Origin of the sequence: Xenorhabdus taiwanensis (assembly GCF_036512875.1) — a bacterium.
GTDB classification, from domain to species: Bacteria; Pseudomonadota; Gammaproteobacteria; order Enterobacterales; family Enterobacteriaceae; genus Xenorhabdus; species Xenorhabdus taiwanensis.
This window is the reverse complement of sequence record NZ_AP028978.1, coordinates 2,719,455-2,741,921: the sequence shown is the minus strand read 5'-3', so window position 1 is coordinate 2,741,921 and position 22,467 is coordinate 2,719,455. Positions and strand designations below refer to the sequence as shown.

At 42.5% G+C, this 22,467-nt stretch carries 22 protein-coding genes; 12 read left to right on the top strand and 10 right to left on the bottom strand.

What is annotated here, in order from left to right; genetic code table 11:
* Positions 1-24: 24 nt before the first annotated feature.
* Positions 25-984 (bottom strand): formimidoylglutamase, encoded by a 960-nt coding sequence (gene hutG, locus ACE1SE_RS12560; RefSeq protein WP_374053665.1) that lies wholly within the window; start codon positions 982-984, stop codon positions 25-27.
* Between the two features lie 19 nt (positions 985-1,003).
* The gene (gene hutI, locus ACE1SE_RS12555; RefSeq protein WP_374051183.1) at positions 1,004-2,272 is read right to left on the bottom strand and encodes an imidazolonepropionase; all 1,269 of its coding nucleotides are present in this window, start codon (positions 2,270-2,272) and stop codon (positions 1,004-1,006) included.
* A 181-nt stretch (positions 2,273-2,453) separates the two neighbouring features.
* On the opposite strand from hutI, the gene smrB reads away from it, so the two are divergent.
* The gene (smrB, locus tag ACE1SE_RS12550; protein ID WP_374051182.1) at positions 2,454-2,996 is read left to right on the top strand and encodes an endonuclease SmrB; all 543 of its coding nucleotides are present in this window, start codon (positions 2,454-2,456) and stop codon (positions 2,994-2,996) included.
* A gap of 47 nt (positions 2,997-3,043) precedes the next feature.
* On the opposite strand, the gene sixA is transcribed toward smrB, so the two are convergent.
* The 4 genes from sixA to ACE1SE_RS12530 form a co-directional block, all read right to left on the bottom strand.
* Positions 3,044-3,526 (bottom strand): phosphohistidine phosphatase SixA, encoded by a 483-nt coding sequence (sixA, locus tag ACE1SE_RS12545; RefSeq protein WP_374051181.1) that lies wholly within the window; start codon positions 3,524-3,526, stop codon positions 3,044-3,046.
* A 363-nt stretch (positions 3,527-3,889) separates the two neighbouring features.
* Entirely contained in the window at positions 3,890-6,073 is a 2,184-nt protein-coding gene (gene fadJ, locus ACE1SE_RS12540; protein ID WP_374051180.1) for a fatty acid oxidation complex subunit alpha FadJ, read from the bottom strand.
* Positions 6,073-7,383 (bottom strand): acetyl-CoA C-acyltransferase FadI, encoded by a 1,311-nt coding sequence (gene fadI, locus ACE1SE_RS12535; protein ID WP_374051179.1) that lies wholly within the window; start codon positions 7,381-7,383, stop codon positions 6,073-6,075. Before fadI ends, fadJ begins: the two co-directional genes overlap by 1 nt.
* Before the next feature lie 290 nt (positions 7,384-7,673).
* A complete protein-coding gene (locus tag ACE1SE_RS12530) occupies positions 7,674-7,970 on the bottom strand; it encodes a YfcZ/YiiS family protein (protein WP_374051178.1) in 297 nt (98 codons plus the stop codon).
* Between the two features lie 361 nt (positions 7,971-8,331).
* Here ACE1SE_RS12530 and fadL point away from each other — a divergent pair, with 361 nt between their 5' ends.
* On the top strand, positions 8,332-9,696 hold the full coding sequence (gene fadL / locus ACE1SE_RS12525; RefSeq protein WP_374051177.1) for a long-chain fatty acid transporter FadL: 1,365 nt from the start codon (positions 8,332-8,334) through the stop codon (positions 9,694-9,696).
* 62 nt (positions 9,697-9,758) lie between these two features.
* On the opposite strand, the gene mlaA is transcribed toward fadL, so the two are convergent.
* A complete protein-coding gene (gene mlaA, locus ACE1SE_RS12520; protein WP_374051176.1) occupies positions 9,759-10,511 on the bottom strand; it encodes a phospholipid-binding lipoprotein MlaA in 753 nt (250 codons plus the stop codon).
* Between the two features lie 650 nt (positions 10,512-11,161).
* Here mlaA and ACE1SE_RS12515 point away from each other — a divergent pair.
* A complete protein-coding gene (locus tag ACE1SE_RS12515; protein WP_374051175.1) occupies positions 11,162-11,674 on the top strand; it encodes a hypothetical protein in 513 nt (170 codons plus the stop codon).
* A gap of 201 nt (positions 11,675-11,875) precedes the next feature.
* On the opposite strand, the gene ACE1SE_RS12510 is transcribed toward ACE1SE_RS12515, so the two are convergent.
* Both ACE1SE_RS12510 and ACE1SE_RS12505 read right to left on the bottom strand, forming a co-directional pair.
* Positions 11,876-12,292 carry a tail fiber assembly protein gene (locus tag ACE1SE_RS12510; protein WP_374051174.1) on the bottom strand — a complete coding sequence of 139 codons (417 nt, stop codon included), beginning with the start codon at positions 12,290-12,292 and terminating at the stop codon, positions 11,876-11,878.
* A gap of 8 nt (positions 12,293-12,300) precedes the next feature.
* Positions 12,301-12,918: a gp53-like domain-containing protein gene (locus ACE1SE_RS12505; protein WP_374051173.1), complete on the bottom strand. Its 618-nt coding sequence runs from the start codon at positions 12,916-12,918 to the stop codon at positions 12,301-12,303.
* A 370-nt stretch (positions 12,919-13,288) separates the two neighbouring features.
* On the opposite strand from ACE1SE_RS12505, the gene ACE1SE_RS12500 reads away from it, so the two are divergent.
* The 8 genes from ACE1SE_RS12500 (at position 13,289) to ACE1SE_RS12465 (ending at position 21,302) form a co-directional block, all read left to right on the top strand.
* Positions 13,289-14,461, top strand: a complete 1,173-nt coding sequence (locus tag ACE1SE_RS12500; RefSeq protein WP_374051172.1) for a phage tail sheath protein — start codon at positions 13,289-13,291, stop codon at positions 14,459-14,461.
* Between the two features lie 11 nt (positions 14,462-14,472).
* The gene (locus ACE1SE_RS12495) at positions 14,473-14,991 is read left to right on the top strand and encodes a phage major tail tube protein (protein ID WP_074020972.1); all 519 of its coding nucleotides are present in this window, start codon (positions 14,473-14,475) and stop codon (positions 14,989-14,991) included.
* Between the two features lie 106 nt (positions 14,992-15,097).
* The gene (locus ACE1SE_RS12490) at positions 15,098-15,415 is read left to right on the top strand and encodes a phage tail assembly protein (RefSeq protein WP_374051171.1); all 318 of its coding nucleotides are present in this window, start codon (positions 15,098-15,100) and stop codon (positions 15,413-15,415) included.
* Positions 15,416-15,429: 14 nt separating this feature from the next.
* Positions 15,430-15,549: a GpE family phage tail protein gene (locus ACE1SE_RS12485; protein ID WP_208605066.1), complete on the top strand. Its 120-nt coding sequence runs from the start codon at positions 15,430-15,432 to the stop codon at positions 15,547-15,549.
* Positions 15,542-19,033, top strand: a complete 3,492-nt coding sequence (locus tag ACE1SE_RS12480) for a phage tail tape measure protein (protein ID WP_374051170.1) — start codon at positions 15,542-15,544, stop codon at positions 19,031-19,033. Before ACE1SE_RS12485 ends, ACE1SE_RS12480 begins: the two co-directional genes overlap by 8 nt.
* Positions 19,030-19,494, top strand: coding sequence for a phage tail protein (locus ACE1SE_RS12475; protein ID WP_374051169.1), 465 nt, complete (start codon positions 19,030-19,032; stop codon positions 19,492-19,494). The genes ACE1SE_RS12480 and ACE1SE_RS12475 overlap by 4 nt, the downstream gene beginning before the upstream one ends.
* Positions 19,491-20,951, top strand: coding sequence for a phage late control D family tail protein (locus tag ACE1SE_RS12470; protein WP_374051168.1), 1,461 nt, complete (start codon positions 19,491-19,493; stop codon positions 20,949-20,951). Before ACE1SE_RS12475 ends, ACE1SE_RS12470 begins: the two co-directional genes overlap by 4 nt.
* A 114-nt stretch (positions 20,952-21,065) precedes the next feature.
* Positions 21,066-21,302, top strand: coding sequence for an ogr/Delta-like zinc finger family protein (locus ACE1SE_RS12465; protein WP_045973604.1), 237 nt, complete (start codon positions 21,066-21,068; stop codon positions 21,300-21,302).
* A 143-nt stretch (positions 21,303-21,445) separates the two neighbouring features.
* Here the strand turns inward: ACE1SE_RS12465 and ACE1SE_RS12460 are convergent, their stop codons facing one another.
* Positions 21,446-21,670, bottom strand: a complete 225-nt coding sequence (locus ACE1SE_RS12460) for an HP1242/YdcH family protein (protein WP_374051167.1) — start codon at positions 21,668-21,670, stop codon at positions 21,446-21,448.
* 267 nt (positions 21,671-21,937) lie between these two features.
* Here ACE1SE_RS12460 and eco point away from each other — a divergent pair, with 267 nt between their 5' ends.
* Complete coding sequence (eco, locus tag ACE1SE_RS12455) at positions 21,938-22,414, top strand: serine protease inhibitor ecotin (RefSeq protein WP_374051166.1); 477 nt, start codon at positions 21,938-21,940, stop codon at positions 22,412-22,414.
* Positions 22,415-22,467: the final 53 nt, after the last annotated feature.

Below are 22,467 nucleotides of genomic sequence, written 5' to 3'. Positions count from 1 at the left end.
TCACTTTCTACTCTTTCCACCCGCCTATTTATTCCACCAGTGCACCAACTGCCATGCAAGGCGAGCTGCCGCTTTCCCTCCCATTCCCTGGATATCATATGAAGGGTTAAGCTCAACTAAATCCACGGCTTGCAATTTTTTGCTCTGGCAGATGAGGTGAACTAATGGCAATAAACGCTCCAGCGGAACGCCCAACGCCGCAGGTGCAGAAACGGCTGGCATTTGCCAAATTGGCAACACATCCAAATCGATAGTCATATAAATGATATCAACCTGATTAATTATATCTTGTAATTGTTGTTGTACTTTATCCAACATGGATTCAACACAGTGGGTATCCCAAATAATGGTGACATCAAGATGATTCGCTTCATCCAGTAATGCCTGAGTATTTGATGCCAAACTAGCACCAACACAACTGTAATTAAATGGACGCTGATGTTGCTGGCAGTAATGCGCAAGTTGCCGAAATGGGGTTCCTGATGTAGGCTGCGGTGAATTTCGCAGATCCAGATGGGCATCAAAATTAATGATACCGACACGCTGCTCCGAAAACGCACGGTAAATTCCCATCCCATGAGCAAAAGCCGTTTCATGCCCACCACCAAAAATCAGCGTTTTCATATTATGCTGCTGACATTCATAGACAGCATCACTGAGTGCCTGCTGTGCCTCACTCAACGCACCAGAATTAGCGCGAATATTTCCCAAATCCACCAATCTATCATGGCCGTCATAACTCGCCAGGTTTGCCAACGATTGGCGCAAATATTCTGGTCCTATTTTCGCTCCCGGACGCCCCTGATTAAGTTTAACACCTTCATCACATTCAAATCCCAATAACGCAATATGATGAGGAAATTCTGCTGGTGAGAAACGGGCTGGCTGTTTTATTGTCTGGAACAGGCGTAAAGCATTATTGGCTTCTGCAAGATCATTGCGCCCTTGCCAAATGTTTTCTGATGTTGGATGCCATAAATTCATATTTTTTCCCTCATCACCATTAATTAAAGCCATTTAAGTCACCACGATGCGTAATTTCACCATGATAAATACGATAAACTAACGGGTTATGTCCCAGTTCATATAAAATATCAACTGGATTATGGGCATCCCAAACGATAAAGTCCGCTATAAAACCTGCCGCTAGCTGACCATGGCTATTCGCTCTTCCCAGTGCCTGAGCTGCATAAATGGTCACCCCTTGCCAGGCTTCTTCTGGTGTCAAACCAAATTGTACGCACGCCATATTCATAATCAGACGCAAAGAAGCAAAAGGACTGGTTCCGGGATTAAAATCTGTCGAAATAGCCATTGGGACACCATATTGGCGCAATAATGCAATAGGAGGGCGTTGAGTTTCTCTCAAGAAATAAAATGCCCCTGGCAACAATACGGCGACAGTTCCACTACGGCTAATGGCTTCAATACCCTTTTCATCCAAATGCTCAATATGATCAACGGATAAACCTTGATATTCAGCAACCAGTTCACTTCCTCCCAAATTGGAAAGTTGCTCAACATGACCTTTAACGGGAATATTTAAGCGTTTTGCTGTTGCAAACAGGCGTTTGGTCTGGCTCAGATTGAAACCCACTGTTTCACAAAATACATCTACAGCTTCGAATAACTGTTTTTGCCAGAGAGTAGGCAGAATGGAATCACAAACTAAATCAATATAGGCATCAGGATCATGTTTATATTCAGGTGGGACAGCGTGGGCAGAAAGTAATGTTGGGCTAATTTCGATGGGATTTTTCTGTGCTAATGCCCGCACAACATTTAACTGTTTTTCTTCACTTGCCAGATCCAGCCCATAACCTGATTTCATCTCAATCGTTGTCACCCCTTCAGCCATCAACGCATTAAGACGCTTCTGGGATACATTTTCCAACTGTTGAGTCGAACTATTGCGGGTAGCATTAACTGTAGAATTAATACCTCCCCCTTTGGCGCTAATTTCTTCATAAGAAACCCCATTCAGGCGTTGTTCCCACTCAGAAGCTCGATTACCACCAAAAACTAAGTGAGTGTGGCAATCGATTAAGCCAGGTGTGATCAGGTACTGCTCTGCGTCAATAATTTTACATTGGTTGGCGGGTACGCTATCTGTCGGCAAAATCGCTAAGATTTTTTCATCCCGCACAATAAGGTCATGCTGTTCTAACATACCGTAACGGCTTTCACCATCAGCGTTTTTAATTGCAGGGTTCATTGTAGCAAGTTTGGCATTACGCCATATGACATCAGTGTCTCTTAGTTCAATCGACATTGTACTATCCTGTTATTTTTCTTGTTTGTATCAGAGCTCATGTTGTATATACATTTATTTTATAACCAAACATAATTGTCAAATCATTTTGTGAACAATTTGTTACTTAAAATGATAACTGTCAGGAAAAATCACAAAAAATCATGTACACTTGCCAAAAGCTGTGAGTAAAGAATGTGTAATGAAGAAGAAATATCAACTAACCTCAGAAGACATCAGTCTATTTAGAACGTCTGCGACAGGAACCCGTCGTATTACGCAAGATACGGTTTCTCATCCTCCAAAAAGAAAAAAAATCAACCATGTTGCTCCTGAACGCTTGATGCAAGAGCAAGCTGATGCCAGTTACTATTTTTCCGATGAGTTCCAACCAAATTTGGATATGGAAGGCCCGACTCGTTACATTCGGGAAGATGCCAGTCATTATGAATTAAAGAAATTGCGTCGTGGAGATTATTCCCCTGAGCTTTTTCTGGATTTACATGGATTAACTCAGTTACAGGCCAAGCAAGAAATTGGAGCATTAATCGCTGCCTGTCGTCGTGAGCATGTCTATTGTGCCTGCATTATGCACGGACACGGTAAACACATTCTCAAACAACAAACCCCGCTATGGCTTGCCCAACATCCTGATATTATTGCTTTCCATCAAGCCCCCAAAGAGTGGGGAGGGAACGCTGCGTTACTCATATTGGTGGAAATGGATGAGTTTACGCGGCGCTAATTTGGTTTTTATATTTAATTAAATTGCTTAATAATTAAGGTGTCTGGTTAGGATTTCGCCGCTAATTGTGCAGGGGATGTTTGCCATAACAGACACCCCTTTTCTGTTTGGTGATCCAACTCGACACAAGCAATGCTGGATGTAGCAAACATCGGCGGAGTTTGTCCAGGGCAGAGCTCAGAAACCAAATAGCCAACTAACGGTAAATGAGAAACCACCAATACAGATTTATGCCCTTGTGCTGACAAAACGTGCAAATAGCTGGCAACCAGCATGACATCTCCTGATGGCGTTAACTCAGCCAGTATTTCTTGATTATCAGGAAGCACCAAATTTTCTCGCACAGCCTTTAATGTTTGTTCTGCACGGATATAAGGACTGACCAAAACACGATCAATATCAGGCGATTGCTGCGAGAGCCAATAAGCCATTTTCTGTGATTCTTGATACCCCAAGGATGTCAGTTCCCGCGCTGCATCACTGATTGCATTCAAGACAGCATCACCATGACGCATAATAAAAACGTACATAATTCACCGGTCTAGTTTAATTGCGAATTTGTTTCAAAATAACATACATTCATTGTTATTGAGATAACTCATTGGTTATAAGGCATTAATAGGTAAGCTCAAGCGCTATTATCAAGTGAATCTTTGATATATACCCTGTAAATTTATAAAGGGTATAAAAACGTTTCAATGAGAGCTAATTTGCATTCTGCCTTAAAGACAAAGTAAATAAAATGACTAAAAAAATTTATCTCTCTGTGTTGTTATGCCGTATGATTATTTTTAAACAATCAATAAAAGCCACGAATAAATAATGGATTCTAATAAGAGATCGGCTCTAATTTAAGAGAGCCGATCTGACTGATTGTAAAAATAGAATTCAAGTTATGCGTGAAATTTCTTTTTCTGTTCAGCCATCTGGACTAAACGTTCACAGGGAGCAAACCTTTCGCCATATTGCCCCTCCAGACGACGTAAAATTTCTACAACTTTATCACTACCAAGCTTATCAATATAACGGAATGGCCCTCCCAGGAATGGCGGGAATCCGATGCCAAATACAGCACCAATATCACCATCACGAGGACTTCTGATAATTCCCTCATCCAAACAGCGCACGGCTTCATTCAGCATCAGCATCACACAACGCTGGGCAATGTCAGCAGGCAACATTTTTATAGCTGGCTTGATCTTTAATAAGGAATAAATCGATGCGTCCACTTCTTTGTTGGATTTTTTGCCAAAAGGCCAGAATGCGCTTTTTTTACTTGCATACAAATAAAAACCACGGCCATTCTTTTTGCCCTTTCGGTCATCCTGCAAAATTGTATCCAAAATATCTGGCGCCTCAAATCGACTTCCCAATTCTTCTACCAAAACAGGGATAATTTTAGTGCCTACATCTATACCAACTTCATCCAGCAGGTTGATTGGACCAATAGGAAAACCGAAATTCATTAAAGCATTATCAATATGTTCAATCGGCTCACCTTCCAATACACAATAACCCGCCTCATTAATGTAAGGGGTCAGAATTCGGTTCACATAAAAACCTGCTTTATCCCCGACAACAATCGCTGTTTTTCCCTGTTTTTTGACCAACGCTACGGCAGTTGCAATCGTTTTTTCATTCGTTCCTTCATGTGGAATGACTTCCACCAGCGGCATTTTGTCTACCGGACTGAAATAGTGAAGGCCAATCACCTGTTCTGGCCGAGTCGCAACTTCGGCAATCTTATGAATGGGTAATGAAGAAGTATTAGATGCAAAAATAGTTTCGGGTTTCGTATTCTCTTCAATTTCAGCAACCATTTTGCGTTTCAATACTAAATCTTCAAATACCGCTTCAACTATAATATCAGCTTGCTTAAACCCACTGTAATCCGTCGTTCCTGTCAATAAAGACATCTGACGAGAACGCTCACTTGATTTCAAACGACGCTGTTTTACCCGCTTAGAAAGAAGGTCCCATGTATATTTCAGTGCCTGATTGATGCCTTTTTCATTAATATCTTTAATGCGAACAGGCAAATTTCCTCGAGTCACAGTCACATTGGCAATACCGCCTCCCATCAGGCCTCCTCCCAAAATTCCCACATGTCTGATTTCCGCGGGCGGTTCTGAAGAGCCAGTTTCATTCTTCAACGTTGTAGAAGCAAAAAACAGGCTCCTCAATGCTTCTGATTCCTGCGTCATCGCCAGCTCGCCAAATGCCCTGGCTTCAAGCTGAAAACCTTTCTCTGAGCCTTTTTCCAAGCCGGCACAAATCACATTGATGATTTTCTCTGGTGCAGGATAGTGACCACGAGTTTTTTCTCGCGTTTTTTTATGAACCATCTGGAATAACAACGGCCTGCCCAATGCACTTGCCAGTATACGCTGCGGCCATGCCAATGGCTTACGCTTCACGATACCTTTTTTAACATATTGCACAGCAACATCCAGCAAGATATCTAAAGGAACCGCCTCATCCACAACGCCTAACCGTTGCGCCTGTTTTGCCTTGAGCTGACGACCTGTCAATATAATGTCCAAAGCAGCACTGACACCAATCAAACGAGGCAATCTCTGCGTTCCGCCTGAACCTGGTAATAACCCAAGCTGAACTTCCGGCAAACCAAGACGTGTTTTTTCATCCAAAGAACAGATACGCGCATGACAAGCCAATGCCAACTCCAGCCCACCACCTAAGCACGCGCCATGAATTGCTGCCACAACAGGTAAAGGATAATTGGCAATCTGCGCAAAGAGTTTTTGCCCTTTTTCAGCCAATGCTGTCGCTTCTTCCTGGGTTTGACAATTCGCTATCATGCTAATATCAGCACCTGCAATAAAGATATCTGGCTTGCCGGATACAATAACCAGCCCTTTCAAGCCTGAAACTTGTTGCGCTTTTTCAAACACAATCAGGAACTGTTCAACAAATTCGGCTTTCAGTGTGTTAACTTTCTCTCCTGGTACATCAATGGTGATAATTCCCACTTTGTCTTCCCTGACAGAAAAACTGAATACCGATTGCTCCGGTTGCATTGCTGCTGACATAACCGTTTCTTTTTCAGCCTGAACCATTATTCTACCTCCAATACCATTGCTGCACCCAAACCACCAGCGGCACAAGCTGTCGTTAGCCCAAATCCACCACCGCGGCGACGCAATTCATTCAACGTCTGGGTAACCATTCTGGCTCCTGTCGCTGCGAAGGGGTGTCCATAAGCAATTGATCCACCCAATACATTGAATTTATCCATATCCACTTCACCAATTGCCTGAGTACGCCCCAATTTTTCGCGGGCAAATTTCTCACTAGCAAACATTTTTAAATTCGTTAGTGTTTGGGCAGCAAATGCTTCATGCATATCGATAAGCGTAAGTTCATTCAGAGTGATACCAGCACGCTCCAATGCCAGCGGAGTTGCATAGGACGGCCCCAGCAACATGTCCTGCCAAACATCAATGGCAGAAAATGCATAACTACGTAAATACCCCAATGGAACCATACCGAGTTCTTTGGCAACGGATTCACGCATTAACATCACTGCTGCTGCACCATCCGTCAGTGGTGTGCTGTTTGCCGCTGTGACTGAACCATATTTACGATCAAAGGCCGGACGCAATTTGGCATACGAAGCTAAGGTTGAGTTTTTTCTGATATTGTTATCTTCCGCCAATGTTTTACTGTATGGTGGGAAATATGCTGATGTAATTTCCTCTTGCAAAAGCCCTTGCTCCCAGGCTTTGGCGGCCAATACATGAGAGCGATGCGCAAATGCATCCTGATCTTCGCGACTGATATGATAAGTTTTTGCCATCTGCTCAGCGGTGTCCCCCATTCTCAATCCCGTGGAATATTCAGCAACAGCAGGGGATACAGGCAATAAATCACGCAATTTCAATCGACTGAGTAATTTTAATCGTTGGGAAAGATTTTTGGCTTTGTTCATGTCAACTAACGTGCGCGCCAATGACTTAGTCACTCCGATGGGCAAAACGGATGAGGAATCCGCACCTCCAGCGATCCCTATATTGACTACTCCGGCCATAATACTTTCAGCCACGTTTGCAATTGCCTGAAAACTCGTTGCACAGGCGCGGGAAACACTATAGGCATCAGTATTCACACTTAAGCCCGCCCCTAAAACAATTTCCCTTGCAATATTTGGTGCTTCCGGCATTTGAACCACCTGTCCAAAAACCAATTGGTCGATCTTCTCAGGCGACAAACCACTCCTGATGACCAGTTCGTTTACAACAGCCTTTCCCAAGTCAACAGCCGGAATACCGTGGTAGAAAGTTGCCTGTTTCGCGAAAGGAATACGCAACCCGCTGACAATAGCGACCCGTTCCTTTTGCAGTATTACTTTTGTTGAAGAACGACCCATAGCTACTCCTAATTATTTTAACTAAATCAATTGATTGATTAAAAATATTTACTCACCCCATAAGAGGTCAGACCTGATGAGCATTGTTAACGCAATGTTGGAAAATAGCAAACAGGTATAAACTAAAAATGAGAACAAACTCAACTTTAAACTATTTATAATTTATACAACTTAAATGAAGAATAAGTGGCAGGAATACAAAGAAAAGACAATAATTTACAATATATTACTCGCGATTTTCTCACTGTTTGGCATGACAAAACAATGAGAAAACCGTCGTTCAGAGTGAATTAACGCAAGCCCAACTGAAAAATGAGGGCTTCAGCTTGACAACTAAAGGTAAAATCCACAGATAGTTGCATTCCACCGTCAACTGCTTCGATACTGTGACGTATAATACATGGATCAGATTCCACTGATTTAGCCTTTTTGATCAACGTATTAACCATAACTTCGGCTTCTTGTTCACTCACAAAAACACATTGGTAAGAAGCGGTGCAATCTTCATTATCAATAACGGTTCCCACATCAACACAGCAGCAAGCAGCCGTTTCTTCGGCATTACAGCGGTTAATAACATCAAACATTTAATTTCTCTCCGGCTAAAAAACTTGCTGATAATTCTACGTTCTCTTAACGACCGACAACCAGCATTTACGCTGTTTGAAGCCATTTATCTCACGATTTATTGATCTGACCACGCCAATGAAAATCCATTTACACTTCATTAACGGAAGTTGTCTATTTTTTGTTAAGCAAGTCCCAATTTAAGAATCATTTTAGTTATATTTAGAAAACATTCTTGCAACATATTCTACTATCAAGCCTATACTTCGTGCACTGGTCTGATTTGTCATTGTTGTCATTGCGACAAATCGACTCTACAATCCCGCGCTCTCAGCTACTTGAGTGGCATGTTAATAATAATTAGACAATGAGGTTTTGGTTATGGACCAGAAAAACCTATTTACACGTTCAGCGTTAGCAGTGGCGGTTGCAATCCTCTCATCCAACGCTAGTGCTGCTGGTTTTCAATTGAATGAATATTCATCATCAGGACTAGGCCGTGCATTTTCTGGGGCAGGTGCCGTTGCAGATAACGCTTCCGTAGGAAGTCGTAACCCTGCGGCCATGACCTTATTTGATCGCCCATCGTTTTCTGGTGGTTTAGTGTATGTTAACCCAGATGTTGATATTACTGGGAAGTCACCTTATCCTCCAAAAAATAGTACAGATGCTAAAAACATCGCACCACATGCATGGATCCCAAACCTGCATTTTATTACACCGATCAATGATCAATGGTTTGTTGGCGTATCTGCAACTTCTAACTTCGGCTTGTCTACCAACTTCAGCAACAACTATTCTGCTGGCCTGCTAGGCGGTAAAACCGAACTCAAGACCATGAATCTAAACCTAAGCGGTGCGTACAAACTTAATGACCAGTTTAGCTTTGGCTTAGGTGTCAACGCTGTTTATGCCGATGCCAAAATCGTCCGTCATATGGGAGAATTTGGCCCAATGGCTACTAAGATGCTAAATAGGAAAGGACAGGTCATTGATGATCCAGTCCTTGCACATCTTTCAATCCCAGATAGTGCTGAAGCTGCCAGATTGGAAGGTAAAGATTGGGGCTACGGCTGGAATGCAGGATTCCTATATCAGTATGACGAAAATAACCGCTATAGCCTAACTTACCGTTCAAAAGTCAAAGTTAAGTTTAAAAGCGGAGATTACAGCAACGATTTGCCACGTATACCAGGCGCCTTTGATAATGGAACTAACGGCAATATAGTCAAAGGCAAGCTGGATCTGAACTTACCAGATATGTGGGAGTTATCAGGTTATAACCGTGTAGCGCCACAGTGGGCAATTCACTATAGCCTGCTATACACTGGCTGGAGCGAATTCAAGGAATTAAAAGCAATAAGGAATGACACGGGTAATGTTGCATTTGAGAAACACGAAGGTTTCCGCGATGCTTACCGTATCTCACTAGGTACAACTTACTACCATGACGATAACTGGACATTCCGTGGCGGTATCGCCTTTGATGAAAGTCCTGTACCAGCCAAAAATCGTTCTATTTCCATTCCGGATCAAGATCGCTTCTGGTTTAGCTTAGGAACCACTTATGCATTCAACAAAGATGCTTCTGTGGATGTCGGTGTTTCCTATATGCGTGGCAAAAAAGTACATATTAGTGAAGAAGTACCAGAAGACGTTCAGAAATTAGGTGCCTCTGCACCATATGAATTCGATTCCAAAGGAACCGCATGGTTGTATGGTATAAACTTTAACTATACGTTCTAACTACATACCGTAATCCCAAAAAAGGATAGCAAGCGCTATCCTTTTTTGATTATTAGTATGAACTAATCTATAGAATCCAATTCATCTTGAATACTTGCCGCATTAGGATTTTTTTCCGGCTCCAATTTGCCACCATTGGCCATAAAATCGTGACGTTGGAAGTAAGCGTCACGCATCATCAAATAAGGATCTGAAGAGTTCTTTAACAGGCCGTCAGAGTCCAGCAAGCGAGCGCGGGTTTCTATACCCTGAAAAACCCACTTGCCTACCGACATCCAACCCGTAAGATAACTCAATACGGGATAAGTCATATCCGCAAAGTTACCGCCTTCATCACGCAATGTAAAACTACCGTAACCGGGCAGAACAACATATGGGCCATACCCCACGTTATAGTACCCTAATGTGCTACCAAAACGCATTGGATCTTCTTTTGTCAGTTTGGGATTCGCCATGGAAGCAACATCAATAAGTCCCCCCATTCCCAACAAGGTATTCAAAAAGAAACGGTTAAAGTGTTTTGCACCTTCATGGACATCACCACGCAAAAAACTGTTCACCATGCTGGCTGGTTCTTCAAGATTACTCATAAAATTGCCAATACCATTGCGCGCTGGCATCGGCACATAATTACGCCAGGCTACAGCAACCGGACGCAGTACATACGGGTCGAGAACATCATAATTAAAGTTGAACATAGTGCGGTTAAACCCTTCCAGCGGATCAGAACGCCCCTGTTCCATCGTATTCGATGAACTGGCACATCCCACAAGTAAGACGGCTGTAAGAGCAACCCCGCTCAGACGATACTTCATATTGTTCTCCATATAATTATTTTTAGATATCAATTATCGCGCTGTATATCAGCTATTGCACCCAATATGTAAAATATACTGCCAATCTTTCATTAATGGTAACCAAAAAGAGTGGTGATTATCTAGGCAAACAGTTCGCTATGCCTTATCTCTGACAAGAAAAACAGGTATACTGCGTTTCGCGCTGCCCCCTTAGTTAAATGGATATAACAGACAAACAAAATAAAAATATGATAAATAAATAAAAAAATAACACTTCATCACATTAAAAGTACACTGATATGTACACAATTCCAAAAGAGTCTCTCTTTTCATACCTCATATTATATCTTAACCAAATACATCCCGCCTATTTTGTCCAGCACGTAGGACTTCCCTAATGATTGAGCCAAAGTGAGGATGAATGGAAGAATCAATGAGTTAAAAGAGGAGAATTATCCTATTTAGATAATTGATTGATTTAACTAATGTTATCCAACGGAGAGAATTAAGTGATATCAGGCGGGGTGGGAGTTATAGCGTACTAATCTGTTTATCTATGATATAAGTAATGCATGTAAACTATATCTATGCGGTGTTATATAGCCAGCATAAAATATGAATATTTATGTGTCCGTTGTTATGTTTCTCTGTTACTGATAGGGTTCTTTATGAATGATAGTGATGAAGATGATGAAATGACATTGAAAGAGCTCATTGAGATCTTTCTATCAAATAAACACAGCATGACAAATTCAGAAAAATTACTTTCTGTACAAAAAAATAAAGAGTTACAACGTCCGGCTAAACCTGAAGCACTTTACTCTCTAGAGAAAACTGAACAATATTTTTTAATAAATTATATTACTAAAAATGCAAAGCTTGCCGATGGTAGATATATATTTATTATTTCTGCTGATGATCCATACACCATATGCTGTGCAAAAAGTGCCCGAGATGCTAATTATCATTGGCATGATGCAGTTGACGGGCACACCTCCATAAGCTACAGAAAGCTTGTTCGTTTTGCAGGAATCTTATCGTTTCATCGAGGCGAACTATTAATGTGGTCAAATGCTAGTGGGCACTACAAACCCCCAGAAGAATTACGATACTTGATGTTACCATATGTTAGGCGCTTGCTACCTGATTATAAATTTAGTAAAACTAAATTTCATAGATAACAATTAACCAATTAATTATCTTAACCCGCAATTTTCGGCGGGTTAATTATTCCCTTATTCCATCTATTCAGCCTGATCACTATCAGTGACAACCTCTACCACCTTCTGCCTCACATTCCACACCGAATCTGCCGGCATCTGGACACGGATATCTAAGCGGGTGCCTTCGGGGATGTCACAGGGGCGCGCTGCCCCTGATTGTTATTCTGGCGCTTTAGGCCAGTCAATGTTGGGTACTGTCGAACAGTCTACTCGGTTGAGCAGGACACGGTATTTTTTCCATGCGAGGAGTGCGGTCTTCTCTTCCTTAGTTGCCATGTCGAGGTCAACCGCGTCCTGCCAGATATCAATTTTCTCTTTGGCTATATTGAGCAAGTAGCGTTTTTCCTGTTCTGCTTGTTGCTGCAACTGTTCGGGTGTTGGCGGTGGGATATCCACCCATGCGGGCAATCCGTCATCCCCCGCTATACACATTTTTCCCGCTGGCGGTGTCATGAATTTGCGATAAACAGCCTCACTCACCTCAACCCCGTCGTCCGGCCACGTCCCCGCATCAATATACAATTGTTGCCAATCAATGGGGTAAAATGCGTTATTTTTTGCACTATAAACGTACATATTTCACCTCAATATCCAATCGCGATCCACGTACAATTCAACGGAACAGTATTAATAAATGCGTTTCCTGTGGAAACAGCACAACCCACAAAAAACTCATTGAGTGAGATAGGATAGCTGAGTACTACTTCAAAACCAGCAGCATCATTAGCGTTAGCACTGATCGTCACCGCACCAACTACACGGGTAAATGGTCGCGGAAATCTAACAAATTGGCCATCACGGTATTTGCCACTGCCCCACTGAATAATGACCCCGTTCACTGTGTCCCGATACCATCCATTCGTCTCTAACAACGCCTCGGTCTGTGGATTATTCGGACTGTAAACTCGAATCCCACCCGCTTCATACACCTTACCGGCTGACACGTAGCCAGTCGCATCGACATTACCATTGACGGTTCCGCCCGTTTTAGGGTAAGCACCAATGTCATCGGGCGTGGGTTTATTATTCGCGCTGTAAACCCTGATCCCTCCCGCTTCATACACGGCATTACTTGATAAATATCCCGTAGCATCAATACTTCCGTAGACTACTCCGCCTGTTTTGGGGTAGGCATTTTTCGCGAGATCTACGGTTCCCGCCAAACCGAGGTTTTTCACAATCCACAGATCCTTGCGATCCAAGCGAGGATCCCACTCCTTAAACCCTGAAAACCAAAACCCAATGACAAAAACAAGCCATTTTAAGCTATCAAAAAATAACCAAAAGCCAGAATTACACTGAATAATACCGAAAAGGATAAATTTTAACCCAAATAAAGACCAATAAATAACCAGCTATAGCTTGTTATTTAACCAGGGTGGGTTCACTCTAACCAAACTACCTAATTTCCCCAACCTAACCAAAAATCAATTAAAAACAAATTCAAGAGATTGATTATAAAGGAAAACATAAATCCACATTTGTACCATCCCCCACACACCGCCAATCGAATGATTTCCCCCGTCTAATCCGCCAATATATCAGCACACCTTAACAGGAGAGAACGCTAATATGGCACAAGACTATCATCACGGCGTCCGTGTACAGGAAATTAACGAAGGTACTCGTACCATCACTACCGTTAGCACCGCTATCGTAGGTATGGTTTGTACTGCACCTGACGCAGACGAAAAAACATTTCCATTAAACACTCCAGTCCTGATTACTGACGTTATGAGCGCCAGTGGTAAGGCTGGGAAAAAAGGTACTTTGTCCGCTTCACTGAAAGCTATCGCTGCTCAGGCTATGCCTGTGACTGTGGTGGTTCGTGTGGAAGAGGGCGAATCTGAAAAAGATACCGTTACTAACATCATCGGTGGTGTTACTGAGGCTGGTAAGAAAACTGGTATGCAGGCGCTGTTAGCGGCACCAAGCCAACTCGGTGTTAAACCTCGCATTCTGGGTGTTCCGGGTCTGGATTCACTACCGGTTGTTACTGCACTGGTTTCTGTTGCGCAGAAACTAAAAGCAATGGCTTATGTCAGCGCTTATGGCTGCAAAAATATCTCAGAAGTGATCAGGTATCGCGACAATTTCAATCAGCGTGAACTGATGCTGATTTGGCCAGATTTCCTGAGCTGGGACACGGTTACCAGCAGCGAAGCGACTGCTTTCGCAACCGCTCGTGCGCTGGGTTTGCGCGCTAAAATCGATGAAGAAACCGGATGGCATAAAACCCTGTCCAACGTTGGTGTCAACGGTGTAACCGGTCTGTCTGCTGATGTGTTCTGGGATCTGCAAGATACCGCGACTGACGCTGATCTGCTGAACAAAAGTGGCATCACCACGTTGATCCGCAAAAACGGCTTCCGTTTCTGGGGTTCCCGCACTTGTGCTGATGATCCACTGTTTCAATTCGAAAGCTACACCCGCACCGCTCAGGTTCTGGCTGACACTATGGCTGAAGCACACATGTGGGCTATCGATAAACCGCTGACTCCATCACTGGTACGCGACATTATTGAAGGTATCAATGCCAAGTTCCGCGAGCTGAGAGCCGGTGGCTACATCATTGACGGTCGTTGCTGGTATGACGACAAAATCAACGATAAAGACACCTTGAAAGCCGGCAAATTGACCATCGACTATGACTATACACCTGTACCACCACTGGAAAACATGATGTTACGCCAGCGCATTACAGATAGTTACCTGATGGATTTCGCGAAAAGTATCAATAAATAAGGGGCTAACTGATGGCATTACCTCGCAAACTTAAATACCTGAACTTGTTCAATGATGGCAACAACTATCAGGGGATCGTGGAAGAACTGACTCTTCCTAAGTTAAGCCGCAAGCTGGAAGCCTATCGCGGTGCTGGCATGAATGGCAGCGCAATGGTGGATTTAGGCCTGGATGAAGGCGCACTGGATGCTGAATTCACTCTGGGTGGCGTTGAAGCTCAACTGTACAAACAGTGGGGTATCGCGAAAGCAGACGGTGTCATGCTGCGCTTTGCCGGCTCTTTTGAGAGTGAAGATAACGGTGAAGTGGTTGCAGTCGAAGTTGTGATGCGTGGTCGCTTCCAGGAGTTTGATCACGGCACTTATAAACAAGGGGATAACACCCAGACCAAAATCACTGCCAAAAATACTTATTTCAAACTGACATGGAATGGTGAAGAACTGATTGAAATCGACACCATCAACATGGTTGAAAAAGTAGGTGGGGAAGATCGTCTGGAGCAGCATCGCCGCGCTATCGGTCTTTTTTAATCGCTTCTTTTAGCAATTAACTTTTTTAAAACTTATTCCCTGTCTCATCAGTGTATTAATCGTGCCTGTTGAGACAGGTCTTTAATCGGATAAACAAGGTTGAACCATGACAGAAACACTGAATACTCAAAATGACGATCTGCGCACCATTGAATTGGAAGCACCACTGGCGCGAGGCAACGGCGAAATCATGGAAGTGATGGTACGCAAACCTAACAGCGGTGCGTTGCGCGGTGCACGTTTACAGGCACTGCTGGAAATGGATGTGGATTCTATGCTGCTTGTCCTGCCGCGTGTTACCACCCCTGCATTGACCAAAAATGACCTGATGATGATGTCACCTGGTGATCTGATTAATCTCAGTGTGGAGGTGGTCAATTTTTTGTTGCCGAAGTCGGTCAAGTCCGATTCCCAGAACGATTAACCGTTGATGAATTGGTGGCAGATATTGCCACCGTTTTTCACTGGACTCCGGCAGACACAGACGCAATGTCACTGCCGGAATTATTGGACTGGCGACATCGGGCCATTTTAAGAAGTGGTGCAGAAAATGAGTAATATACAGTCACAGCTTAACAAGGTACTGAGTACTGTTGGTAAGCTGACCAGTTCCTTTAAATCTTTTCAACAGCATCAGAAAAAACTGGTAAGTTCAGTTGATAAAATTTATAACCAGTTTAAAAAACTTAATAAGACTGTTGAAGGATTAAAACCCATTGTAAGTTATGCGCAGGAAACTGCGCGTATGCGCGCCGATCTTAAGGCCTATAATCAAACCATTAAACAATCTTTCTCTGCGCGGAAAAACTCCACTGAAGTAGTACAAGTCAGCGCCGCTAGCCAATCAGCCAATATTATTCAAACTACGCAGAATATTAGACAAGAAAATTCATACAGTAAGAAAAATGAGTTTAACCTCGGTGTGTCTGGAAATATAACTAACAATTTTACATTGCTAGATAAGTTGATTATTAATATTAATCCAAAGATAACAATTCTATTTGGTACGCTGAAAAAAATTAAAAAAGTTTTGAAATTTCCCACTAATTCAGTGAAGGCATCGTTTCAAATTCTGATTAATTCTATAAAAATTTTTGGCAGTGTTGGTATAAGAGTTTTTGATTCTCTGAGAGTTAGTTTCCGTATCTTTGGTATTTTGTCTATTCAGATTTTTGGAACATTGAAAGTTCGGCTAAATATTTTTGGAAAGATAGGAATTAGAATATTTGGTTCGTTGCGTATTGGCCTGAATATCTTTGGGCAGTTAGGCGTCCGAATATTTGGTTCGTTGCGTATTGGCCTGAATATCTTTGGGCAGTTAGGCGTCCGGATCTTTGGCTCATTGCGTATTGGCCTGAATATCTTTGGGCAGTTAGGCGTCCGAATATTTGGTTCGTTGCGTATTGGCCTGAATATCTTTGGGCAGTTAGGCGTCCGAATATTTGGTTCATTGCGTATTGGCCTGAATATCTTTGGGCAGTTAGGCGTCCGAATATTTGGTTCATTGCGTATTGGCCTGAATATCTTTGGGCAGTTAGGCGTCCGAATATTTGGTTCATTGCGTATTGGCCTGAATATCTTTGGGCAGTTAGGCATCCGAATATTTGGTTCGTTGCGTATTAGTCTGAATATCTTTGGGCAATTAGGTGTCCGGGTCTTTGGCTCATTGCGTATTGGCCTGAATATCTTTGGGCAGTTGGGTATCCGAATATTGGGTTCGTTGCGTATTAGCCTGAATATCTTTGGGCAGTTAGGCGTCCGGATCTTTGGCTCATTGCGTATTGGCCTGAATATCTTTGGGCAGTTAGGCGTCCGAATATTTGGTTCGTTGCGTATTGGCCTGAATATCTTTGGGCAGTTAGGCGTCCGAATATTTGGTTCGTTGCGTATTGGCCTGAATATCTTTGGGCAGTTAGGCGTCCGAATATTTGGTTCGTTGCGTATTGGCCTGAATATCTTTGGGCAGTTAGGCGTCCGAATATTTGGTTCGTTGCGTATTGGCCTGAATATCTTTGGGCAATTAGGTGTCCGGATCTTTGGCTCATTGCGTATTGGCCTGAATATCTTTGGGCAGTTGGGTATCCGAATCTTGGGTTCGTTGCGCATAGGATTGAATATCTTTGGGCAGTTAGGCGTCCGGATCTTTGGTTCGTTGCGTATTGGCCTGAATATCTTTGGGCAGTTAGGCGTCCGAATATTTGGTTCGTTGCGCATAGGATTGAATATCTTTGGGCAGTTAGGCGTCCGAATATTTGGTTCGTTGCGTATTGGCCTGAATATCTTTGGGCAGTTAGGCGTCCGAATATTTGGTTCGTTGCGCATAGGATTGAATATCTTTGGGCAGTTAGGCGTCCGAATATTTGGTTCGTTGCGTATTGGCCTGAATATCTTTGGGCAGTTAGGCGTCCGAATATTTGGTTCGTTGCGTATTGGCCTGAATATCTTTGGGCAATTAGGTGTCCGGATCTTTGGCTCATTGCGTATTGGCCTGAATATCTTTGGGCAGTTAGGCGTCCGAATATTTGGTTCGTTGCGTATTGGCCTGAATATCTTTGGGCAATTAGGTGTCCGAATATTTGGTTCGTTGCGTATTAGTCTGAATATCTTTGGGCAGTTAGGCGTCCGAATATTTGGTTCATTGCAAATTAGTTTGAATATTTTTTCTCAGTTGGGGATACGAGTTTTTGGCTCTCTGAGAATTAGCTTAAGTATATTTGGCCAATTAGGTGTAAGAGTATTTAATTACTTGGGAAGTAGCCTCAATATATTGGGTAGTATTGGAGGGAAAGTTTTTGGTTTTCTCAGGAATTCATTAAATACACTATTCAATAGCGGTAACAAAAACGGTATTTTTGTAGGATTAAGAAAAAATATAGGAAGACTAGGAAGTATTGGACAACAAGTATTTGGCTTTTTGGGCAATAGTATAAGAATGCTGGGAAGTATTGGTGCGAAAGGTTTAGGCTTTTTAGGTAATGCTTTCAGTATACTGGGTCGTGCAATACTGTTTATTGGCCGAGCTATGATGGCGAACCCCATTCTTGCCATTATTAGTGTTATCGCAATGGCTGCTATCTATATTTGGCAGAATTGGGAAACATTAGGATCTAAATTCACTGCTTTGTGGGAAAACATCAAAAATGTTTGTAGCAATGCATGGCAGGGAATTAAAGACCGAGTCAGTGCTGCCTGGGAAGGTATTAAAAGTTATTTCATGAATGGGGGATTAATCGGCCTTATTTACCAAAATTGGGACACGATTAAACAAAGCACCTCAGAAGCTTGGGAATCCGTTAAAGCTAAAATAGGTGAAGTTTGGGAATCCGTTAAACAGAATACCTTAGAAATTTGGGAGAGCGTTAAAAAATCAATTTCAGATAGATGGAATGAAATTGTTGCTGATATTCAGGCTATTCCTGAAAAATTAAAAACGGCAGGCTCAGAAATGATCGATAGTTTGCTAATTGGTATTCAAGAAAAATGGGAGAACCTGAAAAGTAAATTCGCCTCTATTACTGATTGGTTTAAATCGTGGTGGTCTGGTGATGATAAAAAGGAAGTTGCCGTAAAAACATCAAAGGAAATTACCAAGAGCGACACATCTCAGCAGGCAATACAAATTACCCCACATGATAAAGGAGGATTTATTCCTGCTGGAAAACAAGGCCTTGTAGGAGAATATGGCCCTGAAATTATCAATGGCCCAGCTAATGTTACCAGCCGGAAAAATACCGCGAAATTCGCTGCTTTGAGTCTTGCCCTTAGCTCAATGTCACTGCCGGTTGCGGCGCAGGATGCACCATTACACGCGCAGAGTTTACCTGCCCACGCTTATGAGGAAGTGCAGGCGAAACGAGAGCGGAGCCAGCCACAGCAATACGGTGGCGCAGCACCGCAATATAACATCTATGTCTATGGCGCCCAGGGACAATCCGCGCAGGATATTGCCCGTGTGGTCAGGCAGGAATTGGAACAAAGAGAACGTATGCACCAAGCTCGTATGCGTAGCTCACTTTCAGACAGAGGAGAAGATTTCTCATGATGGCTGCACTTGGTTTGTTTGTTTTTAGGCTGAAAACAACGCCCTATCAGACTTTTCAATATAAACAGAGTTGGCGACATGCCTTCAACAGCCGCGTGGGAGCGCGGCCTGCCTGGCAGTTTGTCGGTTCAGACAATGATACGATCACGCTATCAGGGGAGCTTTACCCTGAATTGACAGGTGGTTCACTTTCATTAACTGCGTTGAAATTGATGGCAGATAGTGGCAAGGCATGGTCTTTTATTGATGGCAGTGGTGCCATTTACGGTATGTTCGTTATCGAAAGCATTGATGAGACTAAAACAGAATTTATGTCAGGCGGTGCAGCCAGAAAAATCAGTTTCACGCTGACTTTGCGACGGGTTGATAATAATTTGTTCGAAATGTTGGGGGACTTGCAGGATCAGCTTTCTGATATCAAAGACAATGTTGTCGGTAAAGTCAGGGGGGTGTTCTCATGAGCGATTTTGAAAAGTGGATACCCGACACGAATTGGGTTCCCCAATTTGATTTGGTCACTGGAAAAGTCAGTAAACCCGCTTTTCGTCTGGAAATCAACAATAAGGATATCAGTGGGAAGATCCAATCACGCCTGATGTCATTAACATTGACGGATAATCGTGGTCTGGAATCAGACCAGCTCGATATTGAGTTGGATGATGCGGATGGCATGCTGGTGATGCCCCGTCGTGGCAATATTCTTACATTAGAACTGGGGTGGCATGGCCACTCCTTAACGCCGAAAGGAAAATTTGTTGTTGATGAAATTGAACATGTCGGTGCACCAGATCGATTGACCATTCGTGCCCGCAGTGCAGATTTTCGTGGTGATCTGAATGTGAAACGGGAGGCGTCTTACCATAAATGCACTTTAGGCAGCATTGTCAGTACCATCGCTGCCAGAAATAAATTGGCGTTTAAGATAAGCTCAGAGTTAGAAAATATCGCTATGCATATCGATCAAACAAACGAATCTGACGTCAGCTTTTTGACCCGACTGGCAAAACAAGAAGGCGCAATCGCTTCAGTCAAAAATGGCGAATTATTGTTTGTTCAGCAGGGGCAGAATAAAACGGTGAATGGTAAGCATATTTCGCCTGTGCTGATTACGCGTAAGTCAGGGGATAATCACAGATTCTCTCTTTCCGATCGTGAGGCCTATACTGGTGTTGTTGCTCAATGGATGGACACACGTACAGCAACTAAACAGACAGTTAAATTGAAGCGAATGGCATCAGAGGAAGGAAAAGTTGAACTTGTCGTTGAATATGAAAGTGGTAGTAGCCAATCATCGGACAATAATTCTTCTCAAACAAACCAAAAAACCACTAAAAAAGAGGATGCTTCTTCTGGGAAAAAACAACCACAATCCTCTAAAAAGGAAAAAGATCTTAAAGCTAAACCATCTGCACCTGGCAAAGTTAATTTGGCGAAGAAAAACCCAAAAACTAAAGGTCGTGGAAAACCGACTTATATTAAAAAGGGGAATAAAAACAAAAATAAAGGTAATGGCAGAATCGAGATAGAAGCAGATCTCGATATTGAAGCCAGCTTATCGTATGAAGAACAGCGTGAATCAACGGTTGAACATCATCAAACAACTACGGAACAGCAAGAATCGGCAAGCTATTTGGTGGGGACTCAGGAGAATGTTCTGACGCTTTCGCGTATTTATTCTAACAAAGAAAGTGCAGAGCGTGCCGCTATCGCCGTGTGGAAAAAAATGCAACGAGGAGCTGCGCAGTTCTCTATCACATTAGCCTTGGGGCGTGCTGATATTTATCCTGAAACGCCCATCCAGTTAGAGGGATTTAAACCAGAAATTGATGAAACTGATTGGACCTTGGTCAAAGTCACTCACACACTCAATAACAGTGGTTTTACGACATCATTAGATCTCGAAATAAAAATCGACTAATTTGAAATGAGGGCTTGATCTCAATATGAGATCTTTGGTATATTGTTCACCAGACGAGATGAGGTTATTTCAAGACAGTTATTTCAAGATAACGATTTCAGAAAGGTGAACAATATGATTAAGTGTCCTCTGTGTGGTCAATCAGCGCATACTCGTAGCAGCTTTGAGCATTCAAGCCAAACAAAGGAGCGCTATAACCAATGTCAGAATATCAATTGCGGAGCAACGTTCGTCAGCCATGAAACCTTTGTCCGTTTCATTTCTAAGCCAGGTGAAGTCCAAAACGTGACGCCACATCCAAGGGCAAAAACCAAGAGACAACCTCGCCAGAAAGCGGCTGCTGTACAATAAATAACGAGAAAATTATTGCTCCAATTTTTTGCCACCGTTATGGTGGCTTTTTTTGGATGTTGGGTTGAATGGAGTTCTCTATTCGAGAACTTCTTGTGACGCCCACTCGTCAACAAAGTAGGCGTCAAAACCATTTGGCTGATTTACTTCTGGTTCTGATATTGCTCCTGCAAAATCCTTTGCATTTCATCTTTGATGTGTAGTTTTTCTTTTTTCAGGCGCACAACTTTATCGTTGTAACCCGCACCATTTGGGCCTTCAAGTTGGATTATCTCGTGGTCAAGTCGGTTATGTTTTTCAAACAGGGATTGGAAGCGGGGATGAGATTCTTTCAGGTTGGATACTAAATCACGATATTCTGGAAACATAAGACCTCCTATACGAAATTCACTACCACACTCAGTGAGTGTAGCAGGTCATTTTAATATCAGATTTGAGAAATATCACATAAAAAAGAACTGGTAGAACCTGTTAGTCTGTTGATGATAAATAAAATTTGATATTGGTTATGAGTGAATAGATTCTCCCTTATCTAATGCCTTTAAGAATCAGAGCATTGCCAAAAAACATAATTTACCCCTGTCTTTTTGTTGTTATTATCTAGTCTCCTTTTTAAACATATTCAGAGGTGATATATGAAAAAGTATCTATTCCCTTTAGCTGCATTGATGGTATCAACTTCGGTTTTTGCCGACAAAAAACTTGAAGATATCGCCCCTTATCCTGCGCCTTCTGAGAAAATGGCTCGTAGTGTGATTGAATTGCCTCAGAAAGAACATGAAAACAACTACATGGTTGAATTAGTGATTGGCAAGGATATGAAAGTGGATTGTAATCATCACTGGTTTGGCGGTAAGTTGGAGACTAAAACGCTGGAAGGGTGGGGATATGACTACTATGTGCTAAATAATGTGACTGGTCCCGCTTCAACAAAAATGGCTTGTCCAAATCAAGAAAAAACAGTACGTTTTGTTCAGGTTCAGTTAGGTAAAGATGCTTTTGTCCGTTATAACAGTAAATTACCTATCGTAGTATATACGCCAAAATCGTTGACAGTTAAATATCGTATTTGGCAAGCCTCGGATGAGGTAAATAAAGCAGTCATTAAATAAGTTATTGATTAAATAAATAAACAACCTGGGTTGTTATATTAAACTCAGGTTGT

Coding starts and splice junctions, on each gene's coding strand:
- ACE1SE_RS12470 (WP_374051168.1), top strand. CDS start 19,491: ATGAGCGATTTTGAAAAGTGGATACCCGACACGAATTGGGTTCCCCAA.
- hutI (WP_374051183.1), bottom strand. CDS start 2,272: ATGTCGATTGAACTAAGAGACACTGATGTCATATGGCGTAATGCCAAA.
- fadL (WP_374051177.1), top strand. CDS start 8,332: ATGGACCAGAAAAACCTATTTACACGTTCAGCGTTAGCAGTGGCGGTT.
- ACE1SE_RS12495 (WP_074020972.1), top strand. CDS start 14,473: ATGGCATTACCTCGCAAACTTAAATACCTGAACTTGTTCAATGATGGC.
- ACE1SE_RS12490 (WP_374051171.1), top strand. CDS start 15,098: ATGACAGAAACACTGAATACTCAAAATGACGATCTGCGCACCATTGAA.
- hutG (WP_374053665.1), bottom strand. CDS start 984: ATGAATTTATGGCATCCAACATCAGAAAACATTTGGCAAGGGCGCAAT.
- ACE1SE_RS12515 (WP_374051175.1), top strand. CDS start 11,162: ATGAATGATAGTGATGAAGATGATGAAATGACATTGAAAGAGCTCATT.
- ACE1SE_RS12500 (WP_374051172.1), top strand. CDS start 13,289: ATGGCACAAGACTATCATCACGGCGTCCGTGTACAGGAAATTAACGAA.
- eco (WP_374051166.1), top strand. CDS start 21,938: ATGAAAAAGTATCTATTCCCTTTAGCTGCATTGATGGTATCAACTTCG.
- fadJ (WP_374051180.1), bottom strand. CDS start 6,073: ATGGTTCAGGCTGAAAAAGAAACGGTTATGTCAGCAGCAATGCAACCG.
- ACE1SE_RS12475 (WP_374051169.1), top strand. CDS start 19,030: ATGATGGCTGCACTTGGTTTGTTTGTTTTTAGGCTGAAAACAACGCCC.
- ACE1SE_RS12465 (WP_045973604.1), top strand. CDS start 21,066: ATGATTAAGTGTCCTCTGTGTGGTCAATCAGCGCATACTCGTAGCAGC.
- ACE1SE_RS12480 (WP_374051170.1), top strand. CDS start 15,542: ATGAGTAATATACAGTCACAGCTTAACAAGGTACTGAGTACTGTTGGT.
- ACE1SE_RS12530 (WP_374051178.1), bottom strand. CDS start 7,970: ATGTTTGATGTTATTAACCGCTGTAATGCCGAAGAAACGGCTGCTTGC.
- smrB (WP_374051182.1), top strand. CDS start 2,454: ATGAAGAAGAAATATCAACTAACCTCAGAAGACATCAGTCTATTTAGA.
- sixA (WP_374051181.1), bottom strand. CDS start 3,526: ATGTACGTTTTTATTATGCGTCATGGTGATGCTGTCTTGAATGCAATC.
- fadI (WP_374051179.1), bottom strand. CDS start 7,383: ATGGGTCGTTCTTCAACAAAAGTAATACTGCAAAAGGAACGGGTCGCT.
- ACE1SE_RS12510 (WP_374051174.1), bottom strand. CDS start 12,292: ATGTACGTTTATAGTGCAAAAAATAACGCATTTTACCCCATTGATTGG.
- mlaA (WP_374051176.1), bottom strand. CDS start 10,511: ATGAAGTATCGTCTGAGCGGGGTTGCTCTTACAGCCGTCTTACTTGTG.
- ACE1SE_RS12460 (WP_374051167.1), bottom strand. CDS start 21,670: ATGTTTCCAGAATATCGTGATTTAGTATCCAACCTGAAAGAATCTCAT.